The sequence below is a fragment of the Sphingobacterium sp. 2149 genome, assembly GCF_031455655.1.
GTDB lineage: Bacteria > Bacteroidota > Bacteroidia > Sphingobacteriales > Sphingobacteriaceae > Sphingobacterium.
In genome coordinates this window covers 236,922-263,078 of sequence record NZ_JAVDTD010000003.1, presented here as the reverse complement: position 1 = coordinate 263,078, position 26,157 = coordinate 236,922, and the positions used below count along the sequence as shown (strand labels likewise).

Genomic DNA, 26,157 nt, shown 5'->3' with positions numbered 1-26,157 from the left:
CAGTCGCCCTAAGCAACTACAAAGCGATCTAGGAAATGAACTTGAATATTGTAACGCTGTAGGAAATCTGTCAGATATTCAACAGAACATTCTTCTGTTTCGAAGCGGAAAATAGCGTCCTCATCATCGAGATCGACAGTAGCATCTTGTACTTGTGGAAGATGAGTTTTGACTAATTGCATTAAAAAATTTTTCTTATCTTCTGTCTTTACTGAACTTTTAAAAATCAACACTTGCCTAGCTTTCATCATTACTAATTTATATGCGTTCAAAATCACTGCAATCTCCAATCACCTGTGGAGATATTGATACAAATCTATGTTCTTGACTATTTACTGCAATCTATATTATACGAAAGTATTTAATTTTTATACAAAGCGAGATTGATACAATATAAAATATCCCCAGTGCTATCAACTTCACTGGGGATATGCTACTATAAATTGTCTATTGATCTTACTAATCTTTCTTATGGAAAAAAGATGCTTTTGGAATATCGATCACCGGTGAATCTTTGACGCTATATTGAAGTTTTAGGGTGAATCCTCCACCTGCTTCGATGAAATCAATAGCAATTGGATGGTAGCCAGGTTCTAACGCAATCTGTCCACTTTTCATAATTGGCGCATGCTGTCCATCATTATCGACGACAGGCTGATCGTGTATCCGAAGGACACCACCATCATCACAAGTGAAATAGAAATTATAGACTCCTTTTTCTTTGACATAGAAATATCCTCTTATTTTAGCACCAAAAGAAGGCATTTTGATGGTATCGCTTAGTGATACATTGCTGATCACTTCGTGGCGTACTTCGGGACCGGCAATGGCAGATGTATTAGCAAAAGTTCCATTAAAGAAAGTTGCTTTAAGGCCTGGTGCCAATGTTGATTCATCCACTCTCACACTTTTTTTCCAGGTATCATACTTAAAACTAATTTGATAGAGCTCACTTTTTGCACCTGAAGACGAGATTGTTGCAAATCGAATAGGACCTTCTTTTTTTACAGCGAGCGAATCTTTCAGTACGGGGCTTTGCTGGGTTGGAAGACTACCGTCGGTAGTATAGTGTATTGGATTTTGAGGAAGTTCATTCGCGACCTTTAATATAGATTGTCCATCAACAATCACCTGTGTTTCGGCAAAACCTTCGAGGTCGGGCATGCGATAGCGCAAACCCATTTTATCCCAGAGTCCAAAGTGGGAAATTACTCGATTTCTATAACTATCGTATAACGGTTTGTTGGTCCATACGCGTTCAGATAGCGCACTTAAACGCGGGAGAATCATAAACTCTAATCGCGCAGTGGTTGGAATCATTTCTGTCCATATATTGGTCTGAGCACCTTGGATCAAATGAGCTTTTGAACTAGATATATCTGAAGGTATCACGTTCATGTTATACACAGCATCAAGGCTGCTGCTATTCGGAAGATAATCAAAATATAGCGGATTGGTGGGTGTCATAACGACCCTATGACCGCGGTTCACAGCCTCCTTTGGTGCATTTTTTTCCCAGCCACGCCAGTACATAACCATCATGCTAGTGTCTGAGCTGCCGTCCAATATCTCATCCCAGCCGATGCTCTGTTTATTTTTTGAACGGATAAAATTGTTTACCCGTTTGACGAAATAGCTCTGGAGATCATGTAAATTGGCAATTTGCTTTTCTTCCATAAAAGCTTTAGCAGCAGCCGATTTTGCCCAAGAATCTTTTTCTACTTCATCGGCACCGATATGAATATAGTGGGAGGGGAATAGTTCAATGATTTCACTGAGCACATTTTCAACAAAAGTATAACTGCTTTCTTTCCACGGACTGATCGGTACGGAGAATTGTTTTCCCCAGCCGGCGGTTTGACTGTCCAACAGCAGTTCGGGATAAGCTTTTGTAGCTACCATCATATGCCCTGGCATATCTATTTCGGGAATGATTTCTATTTGTCGGCGCTGCGCATAAGCAACAATGTCTCTGATATCCTGTTGGGTATAAAATCCCCCATACTCTTCTTTTCCGTTTGTTGTGCGTATCAATTCTTTGGGCAAATTAAAGTCTGGATTTTCTTTGGCCTTTACAAAGCAGGCGGAATCTTGGTTGTTATACGTTCTCCAGGCACCATATTCGGTAAGTTTAGGGTACTTCTTAATTTCTATCCGCCAACCCTGATCGTCCGTCAAGTGGAGGTGGAATTTGTTGAACTTGTAGCTTGCAATGAGATCGATAAATTTATAGAGATACTCTTTTGGAAAAAAATGGCGTGCAACATCGAGTTCGACCCCACGCCATTGAAAAGCAGGCTGGTCTTTGATTGTAATATACGGAAGAGCCACTTTAGCTGTTGTGCCCGAAAGTAAATATAATTGCTGAACTGTCTGTAAACCATAAAATGCCCCCTTCTCCGAAGCAGCAACGATCTGAATGCCTTTTTGATCTATTTTCAATTCATAGGCCTCATCTGAGAGCCCTTGACCTTTGATCAATTGCAGCGAAGCACCAGCTCGCTTAACGCTTTTTTTATTCAATTTCCCGAACAGCGCACGGTCGATCCATCCAGATAAAGATTGAGAAGATAGCGCTGGATCGATGTAGTAACCCAATTCTTGTCCCTTTAGCTGAAAAAGACCGGGATTGGATGCTAATTGTTGAGGAAAAGGAATGAGTTGCGGAACAGTAGTTTTGTTTTGCGCAAAGTTTGTCGTTGGCAAGTATAGGGCGCAGGACAGAAGAATGGTTGCTAGAATTTTATTCATAAATTGTACTCTTTAGTAATCCACAAGTATGTTAGAATGAGCTGCAATATACCAATATTTCAGGTATTCGATCGCAAAACGCTTCACTTACTGTTGCTAATACGATTAATTTCTGTTTATAACTGTTTGACCGACATGTATGAATAATGTAGTATATTTAGCGCTGAAATAACCTTTGGACGAGGAAATATTGTGTAATACACCCTATTTTTGATATTTTAACCTGTTTACTATTTGATAATGTACTGTTTCCTGACTTGGCGCAGTGTATCCCAATTGAAAGTAAACTGTGGCTAATGTGACGTTAGATTTTATGGTGTTGTGAATGTTGTATCTATGAAAAATTTGCTAGTTGTCGTTATTTTTCTGTGGCACTTGAGCCAAGTTTTTGCGCAGCCTAGTCGCGCTCATTTTTTTTCTATTCAAGATGGTCTGACCAATCAACAGGTCTTGGACCTTGTTCATGATGATGAAGGATTTATGTGGATAGCGACAGAGCTTGGTTTAAATCGATTTGCAGGAAAAGCATTTAAGAGCTATTACGCTTTGGAGAAACCAGAAGGCTTGTCTGTCAATAGTAATGAAATCAATACCTTACTGTACGATAATAAAAAAGTTTTTATAGGTACGCGTGCCAATGGGCTCAATGTTCTCGATCTGAAGACCAATAAATTCAGTTATTATACGCACGATTCGAATAATCCGAAGTCTATCGCCACCAACGATATTACGGACATGATCAAAGGTGCGGACGGCAATCTATGGTTGGCAACTTACCATCAGGGATTACAGTATTTTGACATCACAAAGAAAGAATTTCGCTGTTTCAATAAAAAGAGTTTGCCTGGTCTTCCCGAAAATAGTATCTGGTCGTTGGCTGAAGATAGAAACAGGACACTTTATATTGGTCATGTAAATGAAGGGGTGACCATATTTAATCCTATTAGTCAATCTGCCAAAAGATTGACTGTTCAAAATACAAATGGGCAATTGCCTGATAACGAAGTGAAAGCTTTGTTTTGTGATCGTTTCGATAACATTTGGATAGGTACCCGAAAAGGGCTTGCTGTCTATTCTCCTTCAACAGGTGAAATTATGCACATACCGTTGGCCGTAGCATCAAAAAATGGAAATGAACCATTTGTATATACGATTGAGGAAATCGGAAATACGATTTGGATCGGGGCTGAATCTTCTCAGCTTTTTCTTTTTCAACCAGCATATGGTTTTGATCAGCAAATCTCGGGTGTTAAAGAGCTAAAAACTATGGATTTGGGAAAGGGCAATAATGCAATGGTCCAACGTATTGTAGCAGATCGATTTGGGAATGTTTGGCTTGGGTTATATGGTGGAGGTGTTGGTGTTATAAATCATATACGCCCTTTTTTTAATGTATTCCCCGAAGAAAATACGCTGCCTGATCGCCTAGCAACAGTAAGTAATATCATCGTTCGCGATAGCCAAACAATTTGGCTAACAACAGAAGGATCGGGTATTATTGAGATGGACAAAGATGGTCGTTTGAACAAACAGATAACGCATAAGGAAGGCAGCCCGGACGATTTTATATTGACTGCTTTTAGCGATCACAATAAACATGTTTGGGCAGGTTTGCGGAAAGGTGGAGTAGCTGTTAGATATGCTGGCTCGTCCGCATGGCATGAAATTGATCTTGGAGAGCGCGTTACAGAAGTCCGTGCAATTTATGAAGATCACCGCGGAGGAATTTGGATTGCTGGATATCAAGGTATATTTATATATGATCCCATAAAACATACTGTAGAAAAAATGCTGATTAATAACCCTATGTTAGGTGACTATGCGCCTAGGGCGCTAGTCGAGGACGGGCAGCACAATATGTGGGTAGGCACCTATGGACAAGGCCTCTATATCTACAACAGCAATCATCAATTAATTCGAAAAATGGATAGTGAGAATGGGTTACGAAATAATACCATCAACTATCTCTTGCGTGATAGGAATAATAACATTTGGGTGGCAACAAACCAAGGTTTAGCACTGCAGGAGTCTCAGAAAAAAATTGGAGACTTAAAAATATTGTCCGTTCCTGGCGGCAATGCCTGGCTGTTTATCAATGGTCTTGCGGAGGATCAGAATGGTCACATTTGGTGTTCGACGAAGTCTGGAATGCTCAGGTTCCTACCTTTAGAAAAGCGCTTTCTACAATATGATCAGTCATTTGGCCTACCACTTGGCGGGTTTATTAATGGTAGCGTGGGAAAAGATTTGAAAAATAGGCTGTTCTTTGGAATGCAAGACGGAATCTGTTATTTTGATCCGAATGAGATCCCCTCAAATCTACCGTTATCGCCTGTCCGGGTAAGCCGATTTATTGTTTTTAGATCCGGCGAATCAAATACCCAACAAGACGAATACCCCTCGCCTAAAAATGAGATTAACCTCAACTATAAGGAGAATAGCTTTCGTGTCGAACTTGCCGTAATGGATGTTGCGTTGGATGGATTGGTTGAATTCAGTTATCAACTACAAGGACTCAACAATGATTGGATCTTCCTTGGGAACGAGACGAATCTAGATTTTCGGAATATTCCATATGGGGATCATGAATTGTTGATACGGACGCGGATGAAGAATGGGCAATGGTCCAAGACATATGAACGACTGCTTATTAAGATTACACCGCCGATATATTTAAGTTTAGGCGCTAAAATAGTTTATTTGATTCTGATACTGCTTATCGTTTATACACTCATATTCTTTTACTTCAAAAGAATGAAAGCGGAAACCGAATTGAAACTTAAAGAGAGGCAACATCAACAGGATGAGCAGCTGCACTCGGAGCGGATGAATTTTTATACGCGAATTACGCATGAGCTCCGTACACCATTGACACTTATTTTAGGGCCTCTGGATGATTTATCACACGAAGGGGAGCTGTCAGCAAAAAATAGAAGTTTGGTTCAGACTGTACAGAAAAGTGCAAATAGACTTTTTACGTTGGTGAATCAGCTTTTGGAGTTTCGCAAAGTGGAATCACAATTTAAACCTTTGGTACTTGAATCCGGATCTTTACGTGACTTGCTCAACGACATCATTCATAAATATAAAACGCTAAACACTAAGCCGCGACTTCAAATACTATCGGATTTTCCCGAAGTTGAAACTCGTACGCTGTTTGATGCCGAAATTATGCAATTGATTGTTGATAATCTTTTATCAAATGCCTATAAATATACAGATGCAGGTTATATCAGATTGAGTCTCAAATATGAGGAAACCAATCTTGCCAACTGGACGGTATTAACGGTAGAAGATACTGGTTGTGGTATTCCTGCTAAGGATATTGAACGAATTTTTGAAAAATTTTATCAAATCTCCAAAGTTGGAGTTCAAGGTACAGGAATAGGTCTAGCCTTAGTTAAGGAGTTAACAGCAATTCACCAAGGAAAAATAGGCGTAGTAAGTAAGGAAGGTGTTGGGACAACAGTTTCAGTCCGATTTTTATTAAATCGAGTGGTCTCTAAAAAATCTGAAGAACCAGCGTTAAGTGTGGAAGAAAGTCGTCCTTCGCTTGATCCTATTCGTCCGCTGATACTCTTGGTTGAGGATGATGTGGATTTGAGCGAATACATGGTGAAGGTGTTAAGCAATCATTATGATGTACTGACGGCCGAAAATGGAGCTATAGGATTTGAGCGTGCTCAAGCTGTCGTTCCTGATTTAGTGTTAAGTGATGTCATGATGCCCGATATGGACGGGTTTCTTTTGGCTGAAAAGCTCAAAGCAGAGCGGGTGACAAGTCATATCCCAATCATTTTATTAACTGCAAGAGATACCGATTTGGATAGACAACGTGGTTATGAGCTTGGGATTGATTCTTATCTGACTAAGCCCATTGGGAGCATGCTTTTGTTGAAACGTATTGAAAATCTTTTGCAGAAGCAAAAAATAATGAACGCCGTTGTATTGCAAAAGATAAAATCGGATAATCCGCCGGAACTAAAAGGTGAAATGATTGAAAAAGATAATTTATGGCGTGAGAATACATTCGTTCAGGATTTTATCACTATTGTAGAAGAGCATATGCAGGATGAAGTTTTGGACGCCGCTACGCTAGCAGAACGGATGAATATGAGCCAGTCCACACTGTATAGGAAACTTAAAGGGATTACGGGGAAGAATATCAACCAACTGGTACGTAAGATCCGGATACATAAGGCAGCCGAACTGCTTCGTTCCGGAAATCATAATGTGACTGAAGTTTCCTTCTTGGTCGGTATCAATAGTGCTATCTATTTTCGTCAATGTTTTAAAGAAGAGTTTGGCAAACTTCCGTCTGAATACCAAAAATCAGATGGAAAGGGGAAATAGCTTCCATAGGCCAAAAAATAAGCTCTAGGGGTTTCTAATCATTGATTTTGACCGAATATTGTATGTTTTTTGACGGATTTATATATGTTTTGGTGAGGTAAAACTCGCTAAGTTTGGCTTACAATTCAATTATAAATCTAGGGAGGAAGGGCAGCGATGCCGCTGATATAACCAATATAAACCATGGTGCGACATCTTTTTGTCTATTCTGACCTGATTATATTTTTTACTGTTTAATTAGCATAATTACTTTATGAACAACCTAAAAATTGTTTCTCTTTATACCCTGTTGAGCGTTGCGCCAACATTGGTATACGCACAACAAGGGAAAATTACGGGACAGGTTTTGAACAAATCAAACGAACCGATTCTTGGCGCAAGTGTTATCGTCGAGGGGGCGGGTAAAGGGACGAAGACAGACATGTCAGGTAAGTTTGAACTCAATGCCAATAAAGGTATTCTCGTCGTATCATTTGTCGGGTATAAAACTTTAAAAATTCCATTGGATGGAAAATCAGATTTAACTATTCAGTTAGAACGTGATGAACATGTATTGGAAGATGTCGTCGTTGTAGGTTACGGTACGCAACGAAAGGCGACGTTAACGGGATCCATTTCAGAAGTAAAAGGAAAAGATCTCGTAAAAAGTCCGCAGCCAAATCTGTCCAACTCTTTAGCTGGAAGATTTTCGGGAGTGGTGATCAACAATCGTAGCGGAGAGCCTGGATACGATGGTTCATCAATCACGGTGCGGGGCCAAGCGACAACAGGTAGTAATGACGTGTTGGTTGTTGTCGATGGAGTGCCGGGGCAGATAGGTGGTCTGGAGCGCCTAGACCCCAACGATATTGAAAGTATCTCGGTTTTGAAAGATGCTTCCGCTGCAATTTACGGAAATAGGGCTGCTAACGGAGTAATTTTAGTAACCACCAAACGCGGAAAGAGTGGTAAGCCATCCATCACCTATAGCGGGAATCTTGGATTTAGTTCACCAACGAGATTGCCCAAAATGGCGGATGCGGCAACATATGCGCTATTGCGAAACGAAATCGCCTATGGTAACAGTTCTTCAGCTGGGATGAACCAAATCTATTCAGAAGAGCAGATCCAGAAGTTTAGGGATGGTTCCGATCCTTTATTGTATCCGAATACCAATTGGGCTGATGTCGCCCTGAAAAATACCGCCTTACAAAGTCAACAAAATCTATCTATTGCAGGGGGGACGGAGGATGTCCGCTATTTTATGTCCTTAGGCTCGGTCTATCAAGACGGGATCTACAAAAAAGGTGTCACGAAATATAAGCAATATAATTTTAGAACAAACCTGGAGGCCAATATAACCGATCGATTTAAAGTTGGCCTATCGCTTTCGGGCAGACAAGAAGACCGCAAATTCCCGATAGCGTCGGCAGGAGATATTTTCCGTTCGATCTACCGTGCTTACCCTACAGTAAGTGCATATTATCCGAATGGCTTGCCTACACGGGGCATCGAAGGCTCTAATCCAGCTTTAATGGTGACCGATATAGGTGGCACTGTTGTCAATCCCAAGCAGGTGTTTAACGGTATCCTCAAAGCGAGTTATCAACTTCCTTGGGTAGAAGGATTATCTGTAGATGGTTTTCTTTCAATAGATAAATCCACAAATTTTAGTAAGAATTTTAGTGTTCCGTATGTTTTAAATAATTACAATCAAGAGAAAAATAGCTATGAGGAGTCGATTGTTGGCGGAAACAATAATAAAGCTACACTGACTGAGTCGCATACGAACGAGTCGTTGATTACAAGTAATATTAAGTTGAATTTCGAACGAAAATTTGGAGATCATGCTATCAATGCCTTTGTAGGATATGAGCAGAGTAAACGACATTTGGAGTATTTCGATGCACAGCGTTTCAATTATCTATCTACGCAATTGCCCGAATTATCCCAAGGTGGATCCGCTGCTACAGATTATCTCAACTCCGGATATAGCAACAATTACACCCGTAAAAGTATCATTAGCCGTATAGCGTATAATTATAGCGAAAAGTATTTGTTTGAAGGACAGCTCAGGGCTGATGGTTCGTCAATTTTTCCTTCAAATAAGCGTTGGGGGTACTTCCCTTCCGTGTCCGCTGGATGGCGAATCAGCAAAGAAGATTGGTTTTCCGACAAGATTGGATTTTTAGATGATTTAAAACTGAGAGCTTCTTACGGTAGCCTTGGAAACGATAATGTGGATGCATTCCAATATTTTGATAATTATACACTCGTGGGAAATGGATTAGTAGCACTTTTAAATGAAAAAAGTCAGATCGAGCCGAATGTTAAATTAGCGAAATTAGCCAATCCTGATATCACTTGGGAAGTATCGAAGAAGCTTGACGTCGGACTAAACGCACAATTTCTCAAGAATTTTACACTAGAGGCCATTTATTTCAAACAAAAGAGATCAGATATTCTGACCGAACGAAATGCATCGATTCCGGGAGTTTCAGGTATTGTCAATCCCTATAAAGAGAGTAGTTCCAAACCATTAGTCCCTTCGGAGAATATTGGCAGGGTGAATAGCGAAGGATTTGAAGGAACACTGTCTTATCAAAAACCGGGAGAATTTAGCTGGGGAATGTCGGGTAATTTTACCTTTGCTAAGAGTAAAATTATCTTTATTGACGAGGCAAGTGGGACATTAGATTACCAACGTCAGACAGGACGACCTTTGGGAACTTATCTGCTCTATAATGCTATTGGATTAAATAGAAATGAGGCAGATCTTAAAGGATCTCCGCAAGCTCCCGGTGCGCAAATAGGCGATTTAATTTTCGAGGATTATAATCAAGATGGTAAGATTACCGCAGATGATATGCTGCGGACAAAGTATGGAAATATACCACAGATCACCTATGGTTTTAGCTTAAATGCGGCTTATAAAAACTTTGATGCAGCAGTATTATTTTCTGGGCAAGCCAGGGTTAGCCAACATGTACTTCCCGAATCTGGTACGGTAGGAAACTTCTACAGCAGTTGGGCCGACAACCGATTTAATGCCGTTAATAACCCGAATGGCACATATCCAATGGTTCCCGAACGTGCTTCTTCTGCGGTCAGCGGAGGGCTGTATGGAAATAATTTTTGGTTGAATAATGCTTCCTTTCTGCGTTTGAAAAATGTTGAAATAGGGTATACACTGCCACATGAGGTTCTTTCGCGATGGAAACTGGGTGGACTGCGCTTCTACGCGAATGGATTCAATCTGTTGACTTGGACAAAAGTCAAAGATTATGATCCAGAGGGAAGTAGCGGCAGCGGACAATTTTATCCGCAGCAACGAATTATTAATGTAGGTGTAAATTTAAAATTCTAAGGAGGAACATAACAGATGAAATCTTTAAGTAAATATTTCCTGCCCTTGGCTTTGGGAACGACTATCTTTTCGGCTTGCAACAAAAACCTTTTGGACGTTACAGCAACTGATCGTATTTCTACAGAAGCTATTGAAACAGATACAGCCGTTTTAGAAGCCTTTGTCATCAATAGATATATTGGCGAGAAAATAATATCAAATGAGGCAGATGGTACTCATCCAGGCTTCGGTCGCGGATTTGAATATGCGCTGTGGTCTTCTCTCACAGACGAATCCATGTATACCAATGATGATAATACCTGGCTTATTACCCGGGGACAATTGTCTCCAGAAAATTTAGGTGCCGCCGGATCGCTTTGGGCGCGTAGCTACCGAAGTATCCGCGAGTGCAATTACGCTAAAAAAGTATTGGCTAATATACAGATGAGTACGTTGCATAAGCGCCAATTGGAAGGCGAACTTCAATTTATAAGAGCATTTAGGTATCATGATCTCATTCGAAATTTTGGACGCGTTGTGTTGGTGGGAGATACAGTATATGGATTGAAGGATGATCTAACCAAAGCAAGTCTTTTTGAGCGAAAATCCATGCAAGAAGGTATGGATTATGTGATCAAAGAATTGAATGAAGCGATTGAAAAGCTGCCTGCTGAAAATAACGACAAAACCTGGGTCGCTGGACGGGCCACAAAGGCTGCAGCCATGGCTTTAAAATCGAGATTACTTTTGTATGCTGCAAGTCCATTGTATAATGTCGGAAATTGGGCGGCCGCTGCCCAGGCAGCGCAGGAGGTGATCGCCCTAAATAAGTACAAGCTATACACGGGCGGATACCAATCGTTGTTTTTAACAGACCGAAATCCGGAAACTATTTTTGCAAGATACTACACCAAAAATGCCAATCACGTGCACCTCGAAATTGCCAACGGACCGAATGGCTATGGCGGATGGGGCGGAAATACACCATACCAAAACTTGGTCGATGCCTATGAAATGAAAAATGGAAAAGCCCCTTTCAATGAGGACGGCACCGTCAACACGGCTTCAGGTTACGATCCGAAAAATCCTTATGTTAACCGCGACCCCCGTTTTGACGCGACTATTTTATATAATGGCGCTTTATACAGGGGTAGGGCAGTGGAAACATATATACCAAAGGGGCAAGATAGTCCGCAAGGAAGTGACAACTGGAATACTTCTAAAACCGGATACTATCTGCGTAAATTTATGAACGATGCCTATCCGCTTCAAAATCCTTGGGGTAATGCGGGATTTCAACCGTGGAATTACTTCCGCTATGCAGAAATCCTTTTGAATTTTGCAGAAGCAGCAAATGAAGCTTACGGTCCAGATGTGTTGCCTGCTGGTGGTAGCTTAACAGCGAGACAGGCTTTAAATTTGGTTAGAACGCGGCCATCTGTCGATATGCCCGAAATTCCTATGGGACAGTCGAAAGATGAGTTTAGAAAGCAAGTGCGTTACGAGCGCAGAGTTGAGTTAGCGTTTGAAGAACATCGTTTTTACGATGTCAGAAGATGGAAGATTGCGATGGTAACAGAAAATATCCCTGCTTATGGCGTGACTATAGATAAAAATGGTGAGGGTTTTACGTATACACGCAAGGAAGCGCTTTCAGGACGCCGATTTGAAGAAAAGCACTATTGGCTACCGATTCCACGTTCTGAGATATTATCGTCGAATGGACAATTGGAGCAAAATCCTGGCTATTAATTAGCATATTTGTTTACGTAAGTTATTCATCCTCTTGGTTCTTTAATAAGAGTCAAGAGGATGTTTTTGAGAAATAAATCAACCTTTAATAAATCAAATACTCCATGCGATTAACACTTATTACATTTTTATTGATGAATATTGCGGCGGCAGTTTACGCACAAGAATACAAGTATGGCCCAGCAGAAAAAGATTTTGCGGGTTATCTATTCGCCTATTTTAAAGGGAACGCTGTAGCTGATGAGGCTGTGTGTTTTGCGATTAGCACTGATGGCTATACATATAGGGCTCTAAACGATAATCAACCCATCTTAGATTCAAAGGTTATCAGCAAAACTGGTGGTGTAAGAGACCCACATATTCTTCGTGGCGACGATGGGAAAACATTTTATATGGTGCTGACTGACATGACCTCCTCTAAAGGCTGGGACTCCAACCGCGGAATGGTCTTGTTGAAGTCCCAAGACCTTGTGCATTGGTCGTATCAAACAATCGACATTCAGCAGCGCTTTAAAGGCCAGGAAGCCTTGAAAAGGGTGTGGGCACCGCAGACAATATTTGATCCTTCGGTAGGAAAATATATGGTGTATTGGTCTATGCAGCATGGAAACGATCCCGATATCATTTATTACGCTTATGCTAATAAGGAGTTTACCGATTTTGACTCTGATCCTAAAGTACTTTTTCTGCCGAAAAACGGTAAATCTTGTATTGATGGCGATATTATTGAAAAGAATGGTCTATTCTACCTCTTCTATAAAACTGAAGGTCATGGCAATGGTATCAAACTAGCGATAACAGACTCTCTGACATCAGGAAAATGGATTGAACAGCCAGGGTATAAACAGCAGACGAACGATGCTGTGGAAGGATCTAGCGTCTTTAAGATCAATCAGTCCGACAAATACATCCTTATGTATGATGTATATGGCAAAGGAAAATATCAATTTTGCATCTCTGATGATCTTGATCGTTTTAAAGTTATTGATCATGAAATTGATATGGATTTCCATCCAAGACATGGTACCATTATCCCCGTTTCCAGACAAGAATTACTTGATCTGACCAGCAAATGGGGAAAACCAAAAGACATGCAATTCACATTTAGAAAGAATCCAGTTTTGGATGGTTTTTATGCTGATCCGGATGTACTCTATTCCAATAAAACCAAAAAATACTACATTTACCCTACGAGCGATGGTTTTGACGGTTGGGGCGGCTATTATTTTAAGACCTTTTCGTCCCCGGACCTCAGCAAGTGGAAAGACGAGGGGGTGATTTTGGACCTGAAAGAAGATGTTGCCTGGGGACCTAGAAATGCGTGGGCACCAACAATTACGGAAAAGAAAGTTAAGAACGACTATAAATACTATTATTATTTCACGGCGGCGCAAAAGATAGGCGTTGCGGTAGCAGATTTGCCGACAGGGCCTTTTAAGGATTCGGGAAAGCCATTGATAGATTTTAAACCTGAAGGTGTAAAAGGTGGTCAGGAGATAGATCCAGCAGCGTTTAACGATCCAAAATCTGGGAAAAGCTACCTATATTGGGGAAATGGCTATCTAGCGGTAGCTGAACTCAACAAGGATATGGTTAGTATCAAGAAAAACACTGTAAAAGTCATAACTCCTGATAAGACGTTTCGCGAAGGTGCATATGTAGTCTACCGTAAAGGCCGCTATTATTTCTTTTGGTCAGAAGACGATACACGGAGTGAAAATTATCGGGTACGTTATGGAACAGCCACTTCCCCCGGTGGACCGATCACTGTTCCTGAAAATAATCTAGTCTTACAAAAAGATCCTGCAAAGGGGATATATGGAACAGGACATAATTCTATTTTGCAGATTCCAGGAAAAGATGAATGGTATATTGTTTACCATCGTTTTAATTATCCCAAAGGCATCGAAATGGGTGACGCTGCAGGATTTAATCGCGAGGTGTGTATGGATCGGTTGTATTTCGACGATGAGGGCCATGTAATACCAGTAGTTCCCACGCTTTAATCACTAAACCAAATCTACATATAATTAAAATGAAAAGAATAATAAGAAAGTTGGCCGTGTTAGCGATCTCCAGCTATATAGGTATCAATAACCTATATGCACAGCCCGGGTTTGGCATCGCCGAACGCGTAAACTCAGACTGGCGCTTCCATTTGGGGGACATGGAGATAAAAGCGGGAACGGAAATGAATCGCGTTGGATGGCAACAGGTGAGTTTGCCTCATGATTGGAGTGTAAAATACCCGTTAAGTCCTAATTTAGCCAGCGCGACAGGATATTTGCCCGGCGGCATAGGATGGTACCGCAAACAATTGACTATACCCGCAGACGATCAGGGTAAAAAGATTTTTATCTATTTTGAGGGAGTGTACAACCGAAGTGAAGTCTTTATCAATGGTAAATCTGTTGGCAAAAGGCCTAATGGTTATGTGTCCTTTTCTTACGATATTACGCCATTTATTGAGTTTGGCAAAGAAAATACCATAGCCGTTAGGGTAGACCATAGCCAAAGCGCCGATTCGCGGTGGTATACAGGGTCTGGAATCTATCGGGATGTATGGATTGTTAAGGCCAATCCGCTGCATATCGACCAATGGGGCGTGTACGCCTATCCAGAAATGAAAGGTGGAAAGGGAATTTTAAATACCGAAGTAACTGTGGTCAATAGCGCTGCAGCATCTTCTGCAGTTGCAGTCGAGCAGCAGTTGATTGACATGACAGGCCGTATTGTCGCAAAAAAAACGCAAAAAGTACAGGTCGGTGCCACTGATAAGGCAACCGTACAACAGCAGTTGACCGTGTCGAACCCCAAACTATGGAGTTTGGATCAACCCCAACAATATACCTTACGGACAATTGTGACGCAAAATGGACAGCAGATCGATCGGTCGGAGGTGAAGACTGGTTTCAGAGCATTTACGTTCGATGCCAACAAAGGGTTTGCTTTAAATGGAGAGTGGATGAAGGTAAAAGGAGTGTGTTTGCACCACGACGCTGGAGTATTGGGAGCTGAAGTGTATCCAGAAGTATGGCGTCGACGTCTCCTAACCTTAAAATCACTGGGAGTCAATGCTATTCGTACAAGTCATAATCCGCAGGCATCTTCGTTGTATGCACTATGTGACGAGCTTGGTCTTTTGGTGATGGATGAAGCTTTTGATGAATGGGAATTTCCAAAAAGAAAATGGTTGCAGGGGTGGAATTTTGGTACGCCCGGCTTCGAAGGATCATACGACTTTTTTGAATCTTGGGGAGAGCAGGATCTTGCTGACATGGTCAAAAGAGATCGCAATCACCTTTCGATTTTTGCGTGGAGTATAGGCAATGAAGTGGATTATCCAAATGATCCTTACTCACATCCTATTCTTAACGGAGAAAAGAAAGAGGGTGGCTTTACACAAGCTTCGTATGGGGGCTACAAAAAGGATGCACCCGATGCGATGCGGTTGGGTGATATTGCCAAACGCTTGGTCGCGGTTGTAAAAAAATACGATAAAAGCAGAGCGGTTACAGCAGGGCTTGCAGGTGTAGCAATGTCTAACGAAACCGCCTATCCAGGCGCACTTGACATCGCTGGATACAATTATACAGAAAGCCGTTATCAACTGGATCATCAACGCTTTCCCGAGCGCGTTATTTTCGGCAGCGAAAATAGACATGATCTTTCTGCTTGGTTAGCGGTACGTGACAATGCGCATATTTTTGGTCAATTTCTATGGACAGGAATCGATTATCTCGGCGAATCCGGACGTTGGCCTTCCCGGGGATTCTATTCGGGACTGCTGGATTTTGCGGGATTTGTCAAACCGAGAGGTTATTATCGCCAATCGCTGTGGTCGGATAAACCTATGGCTTACTTAGGCACTTATCCATTGAAAGGAGGGGCAGGAGCAACCGATGTGTGGTCGGCATTGGAGTCGGAGGAAGGACAGCGCAAGAATGAAGCCCCTTCTATGGACGCTTGGCCAATTTGGAATTATCAAGAGGGACAACAAATTCGGGTCGTTTGCTATACTAATAGTGCGCAGGCACGATTGGAACTCAATGGTAAGCTTGTTGGCGAAGAAAAGAAATATGATGAGAAAACAGGTATTATCTTTTGGGATATTCCCTATACTTCGGGCAAATTGGAAGTTGTAGGTTTAGACAATGATAAAAAGGAGATCGTCCGTCATGCAATACAATCAACTCAACGGCCCACGGCTATTCATGCCACCATTCTTGGAGAACAAGACATAAAATCGGGCGCAATCATTCAAATTGCCTTGCAGTTGGTAGATGCCAACGATGAACCCGTCATACTGTCAGAAGATGAAGTAACCTGCGACCTCATTGGAAATGCACGACTGCTGGGAATGGAAGCAGGAAATAATGCCGACATGGGCGATTATACTGATAACAAACAGCGGGTATATCATGGTAAGATGATTGCTTATGTTCAAGTATTGGGCCAATCTGGCGACAAAGTCGATATAAGGTTCACATCACCTTGGCTAAAAACAGCAACGGTACAGTGTCTGGTAAAATAAGGGCATAATAAGTGACAAGAAATAGGAAGGCTGGTTGATTTAATTAGCGTTTTAAATCATCAAGCTAAAAGAGCATTGGAAGTTTTTCCAATGCTCTTTTTATTTAAGGTGAATTGATAAACTGACTTCGTTATAAAATAACGTAATGCGATTATATTAAATAAAAAAAATTATTAAATACTTTTTTTATTGTAAATTTTATTATTAATTTAGCTTCAAGATAAATCTAAAGACTGACTCAATTATATCCATGCGTTTAATCATATGCCTTTTATGTGCCATTGGCACAATGTTGGCCAAAGGACAAGAGCTGTACATTTTAAAATCTACCCATCTTTCTGGAGTAGATTCCGGCTACGTCTATATACCAAAGATGAAGCCGGGCAACCGAGCCTTACCTGTTGTATATGTGCTGCACAGTCATGGGGCAAATTATAAAAGTCTTTCAAAATTTGTCGATTTTCAGGCATTGAGCGATCAATATGGCTTTGTAGTGGTATGCCCTGACGGTCTTCGGACGAGCTGGTTTTTAGACAGTCCACAAAAAGATGGTTCTCAATTCGGACAGTTTCTGACTGAGGAATTGATGCCCTACATTCAGCATAAATATCACACGGATCGTGAAAACTCATTTATTACGGGTGTAAGTATGGGGGGGCATGGTGCACTTTGGCTCTTTTTTAACTATCCATCATTTTTTAAAAGTGCTGGCAGCAGTTCGGGAGTTGTCAATCTGAGACATTCGGCTTTCAAGAAAACAAGTCTAGCCCAACATTTAGGTCAATACAGCGATCAAAATCCATTATTCGATCGTTTTAGTGTCATCCATAATGTCCATAAGGTCGCTGGGAGTGAAAAGACATTTATTTTTGATTGTGGTACTGAAGATTATCTATATGGGGCCAATAAGTCCCTTCGGGATAGTTGTGATGTACTCAAGATCAAAGCCACTTATATTGCGCAACCCGGCGCTCATACCTCTGGCTACTGGGCCAAAACCATTCCGGTTCATTTCGCTTATTTTAATCGTCTGATCCATTAATCGATAACCTATATGTTTCATTCACCTTATACTGATCCTTTAGTCCGACAACAAAATAATGTATCTCTGGTCCTTAAACCGGTATTTGGTGCGTATTTTTTAAATTATTTACTGCAATTAACTTCATATGAATTGGTTTAAATCTTTTTTTTCTATTTTATTGGTTTCTGTCACGCTCTCCTCGCAGGGGCAGACTGTAGCATCATACGATGTATTGATCGTTGGTGGCGGTGCTAGTGGTGTTGCGGCAGCTTTGCAGGCAGCGCGGTTGGGAAGTAAGGTTCTTGTCGTAGAAGAGACAGGCTGGTTGGGCGGTATGCTCACGTCGGCTGGAGTGTCGGCTATTGATGGTAACCATCGTATGCCCTCGGGAATATGGGGTGAATTTAGGGCAGAACTTTATGCGTATTATGGTGGTCCAAAGGCAGTGGAAACGGGTTGGGTAAGTAACACCTTGTTTGAGCCTTCGGTAGGAAACCAGATACTAAAAAAAATGGTTGGCGCCGAAAAAAATATTGCCGTTTGGTATAAAAGCAACCTTTTAGATCTGAAAAAACAGGCTAAAGGCTGGACTGTTGCCATTGAACGGAAAGGAAAAAAGAAAACCGTAAGCGCTTCTATTTTAGTCGATGCGACGGAGTTGGGGGATCTCTTGCCGCGTGCGGGTGTTGCTTACAGCATCGGTATGGATAGCCGCTACGATACGAAAGAAGAATTTGCTCCCGAAAAGGCCAATTCAATTATTCAAGACCTTACTTATGTCGCTATTTTGAAAGACTATGGTGCTGATCCAAAGAGATTGCTAAAGAAACCTCAGGGTTATGATCCGAAAGAGTTTGAACATGCCTGTGATGTTAAAGATCCCGCTTCTCATAATAATTCTCCAATTATTGATTGTAATCAGATGATTACCTATGGCAAATTGCCAAATGGAAAATACATGATAAACTGGCCGAAAGATGGAAATGATATCTACCTGAATATTATCGAAATGTCGCCAAAGGCGAGGGCGGTGGAATTGCAAAAGGCGAAAGATCATACTTTACGTTTCGTATATCATCTTCAAAATCAGCTTGGTTTTAAAAATTTGGGGCTTGCCGATGATGAATATGATACGGTCGATAAACTTCCCTTTATTGCTTATCACCGCGAGTCTAGACGTGCTAAGGGCTTGGTGCAGCTTACATTGCCTTATGTGCAGCGTCCTTATCAGCAGGAGCTTCCTTTGTACCGAACAGGTGGGATAGTAGGTGATTATACCATCGATCATCATCATCTGAAAAACCCGGATGCACCTAAAATCGATTTCGTTAAAATTCGGGTACCATCTTACAATGTGCCTCTTGGAAGTTTGATTCCTGAGCAAGTTAACGACTTTATCGTTGCCGAAAAGAGCATCAGTGTGAGCAATATTGTTGCGGGGGCCACCCGCCTTCAACCCGTTGTGCTTGGCATTGGTCAGGCTGCCGGCGTACTGGCTGCGCTTTCTGCAAAACAAGGTGTGAGTCCCAAAGATCTTTCTTTGCGACATGTTCAACAAGTGCTTTTGGAAAACCATGCCTATCTCATGCCTTTTATTGATGTGGATCTAAACGATCCCCGTTTTCAATCAATTCATAGAATTGGAGCAACTGGCATTCTTAAAGGAAGAGGTGTACCCTACAAATGGGCCAATCAGACTTGGTTCTATCCCGAACACCGCATAAGCGAAGTAGACCTGATCGATGGTATGCGTAGTTATTATCCAGTTGCCGATAAAGTCGCTGGCTCGGGGGCCGATGTGACAGCAGAATTTTTTGCGGCGCTATTGCTCCAGGTCGACCCCACTTTGAATAAAGATAAAATCAGGTCCGTCATTGCAGCAAAAGAAAATCAAGTGTTAACAAGGGCTCAAGTGGCGGTTGTGCTGGATCATATCCTAAAGCCGTTTGAACGGCCGGTGGATTTTACCGGCCAATTTATAGCAACAAAAAATTGATTTCCGAACGCATAGAAAAACGAGATGATACCAATTTTACCAAATTCTACAGCGACTCCACAGCAGCGAAACGATAGTTTGGATGTTCTGCGGGGAATTGCCATCCTTTTAATGGTGCTTTCATCGAGCATTTCATTTGGAAACCTGCCTGCTTGGATGTACCATGCACAGGTGCCACCGCCAAAACATGCATTTGATCCCAGTGTAGCAGGTGTAACCTGGGTAGATCTGGTTTTTCCGATTTTCCTTTTTACGATGGGTGCGGCCATCCCATTGGCTATGCGGAAAAAAGTGGCTAACCTAAACGCTTTGCCTATCTTGGGTACAATTTTTAAGCGTTTTTTTGCCTTATTCTTTTTTGCCTTATTTTCTTTTTATATGCGCGCTTGGGTGATGCGTTCTGAGCCTGGTACATCGCACTATATGATGTCTATCATCGGCTTTATCTTACTCTTCTTAATTTACGCAGATTTAAAGTCCTATTTGCCGATGCGGACCGCGAGACGTGTTCACGTAGTGGCCCTGTTGCTATCTGTAGGGATGCTATATCTGGTGTATGCACAGACGGATAGATTTACCCTCCAGAAAACAGATATTATTATCTTGGTGTTGGCCAATATGGCTTTGTTTGGGACAGTATGGTGGTGGCTGACGGCGAAATCCATCTGGTTACGTATGGCGATTTTACCATTTATTATGGGCGTTTTTTTGGGATCCAAAGAAGTCGGTAGTATCAACGAATTTATCTACAAACTCAGCCCTGCGACTTGGCTTTATCAATTTTATTACCTCAAATACCTCTTTATTATCCTTCCGGCTACAGTTGTCGGCGAGTGGATTATTGCTGATACGTCGTTGGCCGACAAACCCAGGATGCAGCGGTCTCAACTGGCATTACAAGGCTTGCTCTGTGCACTTCTAATTGGGCTGAATGTCTTCAATCTATACATGCGCTATCTCGATATCAATATGGGAGTTACCCTGATGTTGATCTTTTCGCTATGCTTCTGTTCAGGTGTTTTTCGGAAGGGCGAAGTACTGACACTGCAGGCAAAAATGGCTGTGCTCGGAAGCTATCTGCTTTTTTTAGGACTGATCTTCGAAGCATATGAGGGGGGAATAAAAAAGGATTATTCCACATACAGCTATTATTTTGTCTGTACGGGCTTAGCCTGTTATGCGCTAACAATGCTGTGTTGTATCGAGAAACTTGCTTTTGGAAAATCGCTGTTTCTAGGTATAGCATTGGTTGGTAAAAATCCGATGGTCGCCTATACCGCAGGAAATCTATTGTTGATCCCACTATTGGCGCTTACGGGACTACAGAGCGCTCTTGATCAGATGGGGGCACAGGGTGTTTTTGGGGGAGTGATGCGCGGTGTATTATTCACCGGAATCGTGGCGCTGTTGACGATCGTGAGCAGCCGGTTAAAACTTTATTGGAAGTCATAAAATGAATGAATTATTAGAACAAACGGTGGAGCTTCGCAAAGGGCGTAAGGCACTTCCGCCTATTTTTTGGATCTCCACAACGTGGTTTGCCATGGGGCTACCTTTTGTTGCCCTTTCGGGTGCGAGCTCCATTATGTATAAAAATTTGGGGGTATCGGACGCACAGATTGCTTTTTGGACCTCATTGATTATGCTGCCCTGGACAATAAAACCTTTATGGGGGCCTTTTTTGGAGCTGTATAAGACCAAGAAATTTTTTGTCTATACCACGCAGATACTCACGGGGCTACTCTTTGGTCTGCTTGGTCTTACGCTACAGTTGGATCATTTCTTTAGCTTCTCCATTGCCTTATTGACACTGATCGCATTCAGTGGCTCCACACATGATACCGCAGCCGACGGGGTATATTTGAATGAACTGAATGCAAAACAACAGGCAAAATATGTCGGCTGGCAAGGTGCCTTCTATAATGTGGCCAAAGTTTTTTCTGGCGGCGTACTCGTTTATTTGGCGGGGCAATTGGAGCAGGAAATCGGCATTAAATCCGCGTGGATGGTGGTGATGTTTGCTTATGGATTTATTATGTTGGGGATAGGATTGTACAGCATACGTGCTTTACCTGCTCACGATGAAGCTCCCAAATCCACTTCTTTAAAGGAGGGAATGGATACGCTTAAAGACGTTATCATAACTTTTTTTCAGAAAAAGAATATTTGGTTTAGTTTGCTTTTTATTGTCTTTTATCGTTTTGCTGAAGGGCAGGCCATTAAGATCACCCCCTTATTTTTTAAAGCGCAACGTACCGAAGGTGGCCTTGGCCTGAGTACTTCGGAAATTGGATTGCTTTATGGTGTATTTGGTGCCATAGCTTTTGTGTTGGGGTCGATTGTCGCAGGGCACTTTGTATCCAAAAAGGGCTTAGACCGGAGGACACTTATGATCCTTTGTGCCTTCTTTAATGTTCCATTTGTAGCTTATGCATTTCTTGCGATCACATTGCCGACGAACCTTTATCTCATAGCTGCTGCTGTCGCCATCGAGTACTTTGGATATGGTTTTGGCTTTATCGGAATTATTCTTTTTATCATGCAAAATATTGCCCCAGGCAAATATAAGATGGCACACTACGCTTTCGGAAGTGGACTTGTTAATCTGGGGTTTATGATTCCTTCGATGATCAGCGGCTGGCTGAGTGATCATTTGGGCTATAAAGAATTTTTTATCTGGGTGTTGATTTCTACTATTCCAGCCTTTTTGGTTTCCTGGTGGGTGCCATTGCGAAAACCCGAAAAAGAGCATACCGACGAAAATAATTAATGCATATGAACAGACTTTCTTATAGGAACTGGAAGGCCCTATTGTTGCCTTTTTTTTTACCGGCATTGACTTTAGCGCAATCAAAGGGTATTGATTCTACGTTTGATAATCAGCATTATCGCGCAAGGCTTGAGTTTTTTAAAGCGATGCCCAATCAGAAGGACGAAATCGTTTTCCTTGGCAATAGCATTACCGAAGGTGGAAAATGGCAAGAAATCCTCCAGCGGAAGCATGTGATCAATCGTGGGATTAGCGGCGATGTGACTTACGGTATTTTAGCACGACTAGACGAGATATTAGCGTCCAGACCACGAAAAATATTTCTGCTCTGTGGGGTGAACGACATGAAAAGAGGAATACCACTTTCCATTATTTCAACGAATATAGAGCGGATAATAAAGCAGGTTAAAAAGCAGTCGCCAAATACAGCGCTTTTTGTGCAGGGACTTCTACCTGTGAATGAATCTTTACTGCCAAAAATCTATGAAGAGGTTCGGAATGACAAGATCGTGCTATTGAACAAAGCTTTGAAAGAATTGTGTACGGCACATCAAGTTCGTTTTGTAGACTTACAGCCGATATTGGTAGATGGTAAAGGGGAACTAAAAGCTGAGCTAACAATTGATGGCTTACATCTGAAGCAAGCCACCTATTTAATTTGGGCCAATTATTTAAAACAGCAAAAACTATTATGAGATCATTGGAATTTTTTAAGCGGTATCGTGTTTTCCAAGGTTGCTTCCTCATTGGAATATGTCTATCGGTATTTTCCCAGTCCCTCTCAGCTCAGGAGACTAAAATAGATAGCAGTTACGCCAACTGGTATTATCAACAACGAATGGCCTATTTCGAACAAAGTCCAACAATTAAAGGAGCAATCGTGTTTTTGGGAAATAGTATTACTGAACGGGCAGAATGGCAGGAATTGCTTGCAGATTCAAGATATCCTGTACTGAACAGGGGGATAGGCGGAGATAATTCGTTTGGGATTCTTGCGCGTATAGATGAGGTGTTGCGCGGACGTCCACGGGCAATTTTTCTGATGGATGGCATTAATGACCAATTCCGAAAGCTTCCGCAGGAAGTGTCGGTCAATAACTACAAGCGTATCATTAAACGAATAAAAAAGATCTCACCAAAGACCCTTATCTATCTTCAGAGTGCTTTACCGATCAATGAAGAACGAACAAAAGAGCCTTATACAAAAGGTAGAAATGTGTTGGTTCCGATCTTAAATGAAAAACTAAGACAGCTTGCAGCAGATGAAAATATCCCATTTGTTGACCTCTGCCCACTTTTTCAGGACAATGAGGGAAAACTTAACGCAATTTACTCAGCTGATGGTGTGCATCTGATACCCAGTGCCTATATAAAATGGGTACAATTATTAAAAGAAAAGAAATATTTATGAGAATTACAGGAACATTTATTGACGAGATTTCCCACGATATTCCGCACCAGAATTGGGGTCCGGAAGAGTGGGATCGGGATTTTGCATATATGAAGGCAATTGGTATAGACACTGTTATTATGATTCGCAGTGGCTATCGTAAATTTATAACCTATCCATCGGCTTATCTGATGGACAAATATGGCTGTTTTAAACCATCGTTGGATCTTGTAGAGCTTTATCTGCAGCTTGCAGACAAGTACGATATGAAATTCTATTTTGGACTTTATGACAGCGGTATTTATTGGGAGACAGGAGATCTGAGTCACGAAATCGATGCCAATCAATATGTAATTGAAGAGGTTTGGGCTAAATATGGGCATTATAAAAGCTTCGGTGGATGGTATATCAGTACGGAAATCAGCCGTAAGACGAAAGGAGCTGTTCATGCTTTTCGTACACTTGGGTTACAGTGCAAGGCGGTCAGTGGGGGCTTGCCGACATTTATATCGCCCTGGATTGATGGAAAAAAAGCTATGCTTGCCGCTTCTCCCGAGCTTAGTAAAGCCGATGCAGTTTCGGTATTGGAACATGAACGGGAATGGGGCGAAATTTTTGAAGGTATACAAGGAGCGGTCGACGCAGTGGCCTTTCAGGATGGACACATTGATTACGATGAGCTTCCCGATTTCTTTGAGGTCAATAAGAAATTGGCTGATAAATATGGTATGGCCTGTTGGACGAATGCCGAATCTTTTGACCGGGATATGCCGATTAAATTCTTGCCGATCAAGTTTGATAAACTAAGATTAAAGCTTGAGGCTGCGGCAAAGGCTGGCTATGATAAAGCAATTACGTTCGAATTCTCCCATTTTATGAGTCCACAGTCCGCTTATTTACAGGCAGGACACCTTTACAATCGGTACCAAGAATATGCCCTGAACAACAATTGGTGATAGGGATCACGTGTTTAAAGCACGCCAAATGACGACAAAAAGTAATCTCGAAGAAGTTAGAGAACAAGACATAGCATTATTGATAAGAGTAGGCCAGAGATTTTAAATGGCCTTTAAAGAGCAAATTCATTTATATATGAATCATTATAGTACAATTTACAAAGACGAATTATTTAATCATATTCTTCCTTTTTGGACAGCACATTCCCTAGATAGGGATTATGGGGGGTATTTTACCTGCCTGGATAGAAGAGGTGAAGTTTTTGATACGGATAAGTTTATGTGGCTGCAGGGGCGACAAGTTTGGCTTTTTTCGAGCATTTATAACAAGATTGAAAGCCGTTCCTCCTGGTTGGACATCGCAATGCATGGCGCCGACTTTATGGAAAAATACGGTCGCGATGACGAAGGGAACTGGTATTTTTCACTCGATCGACAAGGGAAAGCGCTTGTAAAGCCTTACAATATTTTTTCAGATTGCTTTGCTGCCATGGGGTTTGGTGCCTTATATACGGCAACCCAGGAGCAACGTTATGCAGAAATTGCGCAACATACCTTTCACAATATATTGAAACGCCGGAACCATACCAAAGGCATATACGACAAAACAGTTCCCGGGACGCGTCCATCAAAGAATTTTGCGTTGCCCATGATTCTTAGTAATCTCTCCATCGAATTAGAGCACTTATTGGATCCTACTTTGGTGCAAGAACTGATTGAAGATGTTGTGGTCGAGGTGATGGATGTATTCTATAAAGAAGATCAGGGACTTGTCTTTGAGAATGTAAGTCCCAATGGTGCATTGCTGGATAGTTTTGAGGGAAGATTGCTTAATCCTGGACATGCCATAGAGGCCATGTGGTTTATGATGGATTTGGGGGAAAGATTGCAGCGACCAGCGTTGATTGAAAAAGCCATGCGCGTTGGTGTCCGTATGCTGGAGTATGGATGGGATGAGAAATATGGAGGTATATTCTACTTTATGGATGCGCAGGGTAAACCGACCCAGCAGTTGGAATGGGACCAGAAGTTATGGTGGGTGCACTGTGAAACACTGGTCTGTATGGCGAAAGCTTGGGTACTAACGGGAAATGAAGAGGCTAAACGTTGGTTCGAACGGGTTCATGAATATACTTGGACGCATTTTAGGGACCCCGAACATGGCGAATGGTTTGGCTACCTCAATCGAAGAGGTGAGGTATTGCTCGATCTTAAAGGCGGAAAATGGAAGGGGTGTTTCCATGTTCCCCGTGCATTATGGAAGGTATATGAGGTATTTGAAAAAGCAAAAATAATCGTGTAACTT

Annotated in this window: 15 protein-coding genes; 13 read left to right on the top strand and 2 right to left on the bottom strand. The window is 41.7% G+C overall.

The features are described 5' to 3' along the window. Positions 1–8: 8 nt before the first annotated feature. The gene (locus J2X77_RS05940) at positions 9–182 is read right to left on the bottom strand and encodes a hypothetical protein (RefSeq protein WP_293937822.1); all 174 of its coding nucleotides are present in this window, start codon (positions 180–182) and stop codon (positions 9–11) included. Positions 183–459: 277 nt separating this feature from the next. Further along, positions 460–2,751 carry a family 20 glycosylhydrolase gene (locus J2X77_RS05935; protein WP_310079630.1) on the bottom strand — a complete coding sequence of 764 codons (2,292 nt, stop codon included), beginning with the start codon at positions 2,749–2,751 and terminating at the stop codon, positions 460–462. Positions 2,752–3,087: 336 nt separating this feature from the next. Between J2X77_RS05935 and J2X77_RS05930 the strand changes: the two genes are divergently transcribed. The 13 genes from J2X77_RS05930 (at position 3,088) to J2X77_RS05870 (ending at position 26,154) form a co-directional block, all read left to right on the top strand. Next, positions 3,088–7,104 (top strand): two-component regulator propeller domain-containing protein, encoded by a 4,017-nt coding sequence (locus tag J2X77_RS05930; RefSeq protein WP_310079628.1) that lies wholly within the window; start codon positions 3,088–3,090, stop codon positions 7,102–7,104. A 253-nt stretch (positions 7,105–7,357) separates the two neighbouring features. After that, the gene (locus J2X77_RS05925; RefSeq protein WP_310079626.1) at positions 7,358–10,450 is read left to right on the top strand and encodes a TonB-dependent receptor; all 3,093 of its coding nucleotides are present in this window, start codon (positions 7,358–7,360) and stop codon (positions 10,448–10,450) included. 15 nt (positions 10,451–10,465) lie between these two features. After that, entirely contained in the window at positions 10,466–12,181 is a 1,716-nt protein-coding gene (locus J2X77_RS05920; RefSeq protein ID WP_310079623.1) for a RagB/SusD family nutrient uptake outer membrane protein, read from the top strand. Between the two features lie 104 nt (positions 12,182–12,285). Then, a complete protein-coding gene (locus J2X77_RS05915; RefSeq protein ID WP_310079622.1) occupies positions 12,286–14,187 on the top strand; it encodes a family 43 glycosylhydrolase in 1,902 nt (633 codons plus the stop codon). 29 nt (positions 14,188–14,216) lie between these two features. Then, positions 14,217–16,715, top strand: a complete 2,499-nt coding sequence (locus J2X77_RS05910) for a sugar-binding domain-containing protein (RefSeq protein WP_209574924.1) — start codon at positions 14,217–14,219, stop codon at positions 16,713–16,715. Positions 16,716–16,965: 250 nt separating this feature from the next. Then, positions 16,966–17,757, top strand: a complete 792-nt coding sequence (locus J2X77_RS05905; protein ID WP_310079619.1) for an alpha/beta hydrolase-fold protein — start codon at positions 16,966–16,968, stop codon at positions 17,755–17,757. 127 nt (positions 17,758–17,884) lie between these two features. Continuing rightward, positions 17,885–19,735 (top strand): FAD-dependent oxidoreductase, encoded by a 1,851-nt coding sequence (locus tag J2X77_RS05900; RefSeq protein WP_310079617.1) that lies wholly within the window; start codon positions 17,885–17,887, stop codon positions 19,733–19,735. 24 nt (positions 19,736–19,759) lie between these two features. Continuing rightward, positions 19,760–21,187: a DUF5009 domain-containing protein gene (locus tag J2X77_RS05895; RefSeq protein WP_310079615.1), complete on the top strand. Its 1,428-nt coding sequence runs from the start codon at positions 19,760–19,762 to the stop codon at positions 21,185–21,187. A 1-nt stretch (position 21,188) separates the two neighbouring features. Beyond that, positions 21,189–22,505, top strand: a complete 1,317-nt coding sequence (locus J2X77_RS05890) for an MFS transporter (RefSeq protein ID WP_201667666.1) — start codon at positions 21,189–21,191, stop codon at positions 22,503–22,505. A gap of 5 nt (positions 22,506–22,510) precedes the next feature. After that, positions 22,511–23,200, top strand: coding sequence for a GDSL-type esterase/lipase family protein (locus J2X77_RS05885; RefSeq protein WP_294182870.1), 690 nt, complete (start codon positions 22,511–22,513; stop codon positions 23,198–23,200). Next, entirely contained in the window at positions 23,197–23,916 is a 720-nt protein-coding gene (locus J2X77_RS05880) for a GDSL-type esterase/lipase family protein (RefSeq protein ID WP_310079609.1), read from the top strand. The genes J2X77_RS05885 and J2X77_RS05880 overlap by 4 nt, the downstream gene beginning before the upstream one ends. Further along, on the top strand, positions 23,913–24,851 hold the full coding sequence (locus tag J2X77_RS05875; RefSeq protein ID WP_310079607.1) for a DUF4434 domain-containing protein: 939 nt from the start codon (positions 23,913–23,915) through the stop codon (positions 24,849–24,851). Before J2X77_RS05880 ends, J2X77_RS05875 begins: the two co-directional genes overlap by 4 nt. 136 nt (positions 24,852–24,987) lie before the next feature. Next, positions 24,988–26,154: an AGE family epimerase/isomerase gene (locus J2X77_RS05870; RefSeq protein WP_209574909.1), complete on the top strand. Its 1,167-nt coding sequence runs from the start codon at positions 24,988–24,990 to the stop codon at positions 26,152–26,154. The last annotated feature ends 3 nt before the right edge of the window (positions 26,155–26,157 follow it).

Excerpts from the sequence above, each read along its gene's own strand:
- J2X77_RS05940 (WP_293937822.1), bottom strand. The coding sequence starts at position 182 with ATGCAATTAGTCAAAACTCATCTTCCACAAGTACAAGATGCTACTGTC.
- J2X77_RS05895 (WP_310079615.1), top strand. The coding sequence starts at position 19,760 with ATGATACCAATTTTACCAAATTCTACAGCGACTCCACAGCAGCGAAAC.
- J2X77_RS05910 (WP_209574924.1), top strand. The coding sequence starts at position 14,217 with ATGAAAAGAATAATAAGAAAGTTGGCCGTGTTAGCGATCTCCAGCTAT.
- J2X77_RS05890 (WP_201667666.1), top strand. The coding sequence starts at position 21,189 with ATGAATGAATTATTAGAACAAACGGTGGAGCTTCGCAAAGGGCGTAAG.
- J2X77_RS05870 (WP_209574909.1), top strand. The coding sequence starts at position 24,988 with ATGAATCATTATAGTACAATTTACAAAGACGAATTATTTAATCATATT.
- J2X77_RS05920 (WP_310079623.1), top strand. The coding sequence starts at position 10,466 with ATGAAATCTTTAAGTAAATATTTCCTGCCCTTGGCTTTGGGAACGACT.
- J2X77_RS05925 (WP_310079626.1), top strand. The coding sequence starts at position 7,358 with ATGAACAACCTAAAAATTGTTTCTCTTTATACCCTGTTGAGCGTTGCG.
- J2X77_RS05915 (WP_310079622.1), top strand. The coding sequence starts at position 12,286 with ATGCGATTAACACTTATTACATTTTTATTGATGAATATTGCGGCGGCA.
- J2X77_RS05900 (WP_310079617.1), top strand. The coding sequence starts at position 17,885 with ATGAATTGGTTTAAATCTTTTTTTTCTATTTTATTGGTTTCTGTCACG.
- J2X77_RS05875 (WP_310079607.1), top strand. The coding sequence starts at position 23,913 with ATGAGAATTACAGGAACATTTATTGACGAGATTTCCCACGATATTCCG.
- J2X77_RS05880 (WP_310079609.1), top strand. The coding sequence starts at position 23,197 with ATGAGATCATTGGAATTTTTTAAGCGGTATCGTGTTTTCCAAGGTTGC.
- J2X77_RS05905 (WP_310079619.1), top strand. The coding sequence starts at position 16,966 with ATGCGTTTAATCATATGCCTTTTATGTGCCATTGGCACAATGTTGGCC.
- J2X77_RS05885 (WP_294182870.1), top strand. The coding sequence starts at position 22,511 with ATGAACAGACTTTCTTATAGGAACTGGAAGGCCCTATTGTTGCCTTTT.
- J2X77_RS05930 (WP_310079628.1), top strand. The coding sequence starts at position 3,088 with ATGAAAAATTTGCTAGTTGTCGTTATTTTTCTGTGGCACTTGAGCCAA.
- J2X77_RS05935 (WP_310079630.1), bottom strand. The coding sequence starts at position 2,751 with ATGAATAAAATTCTAGCAACCATTCTTCTGTCCTGCGCCCTATACTTG.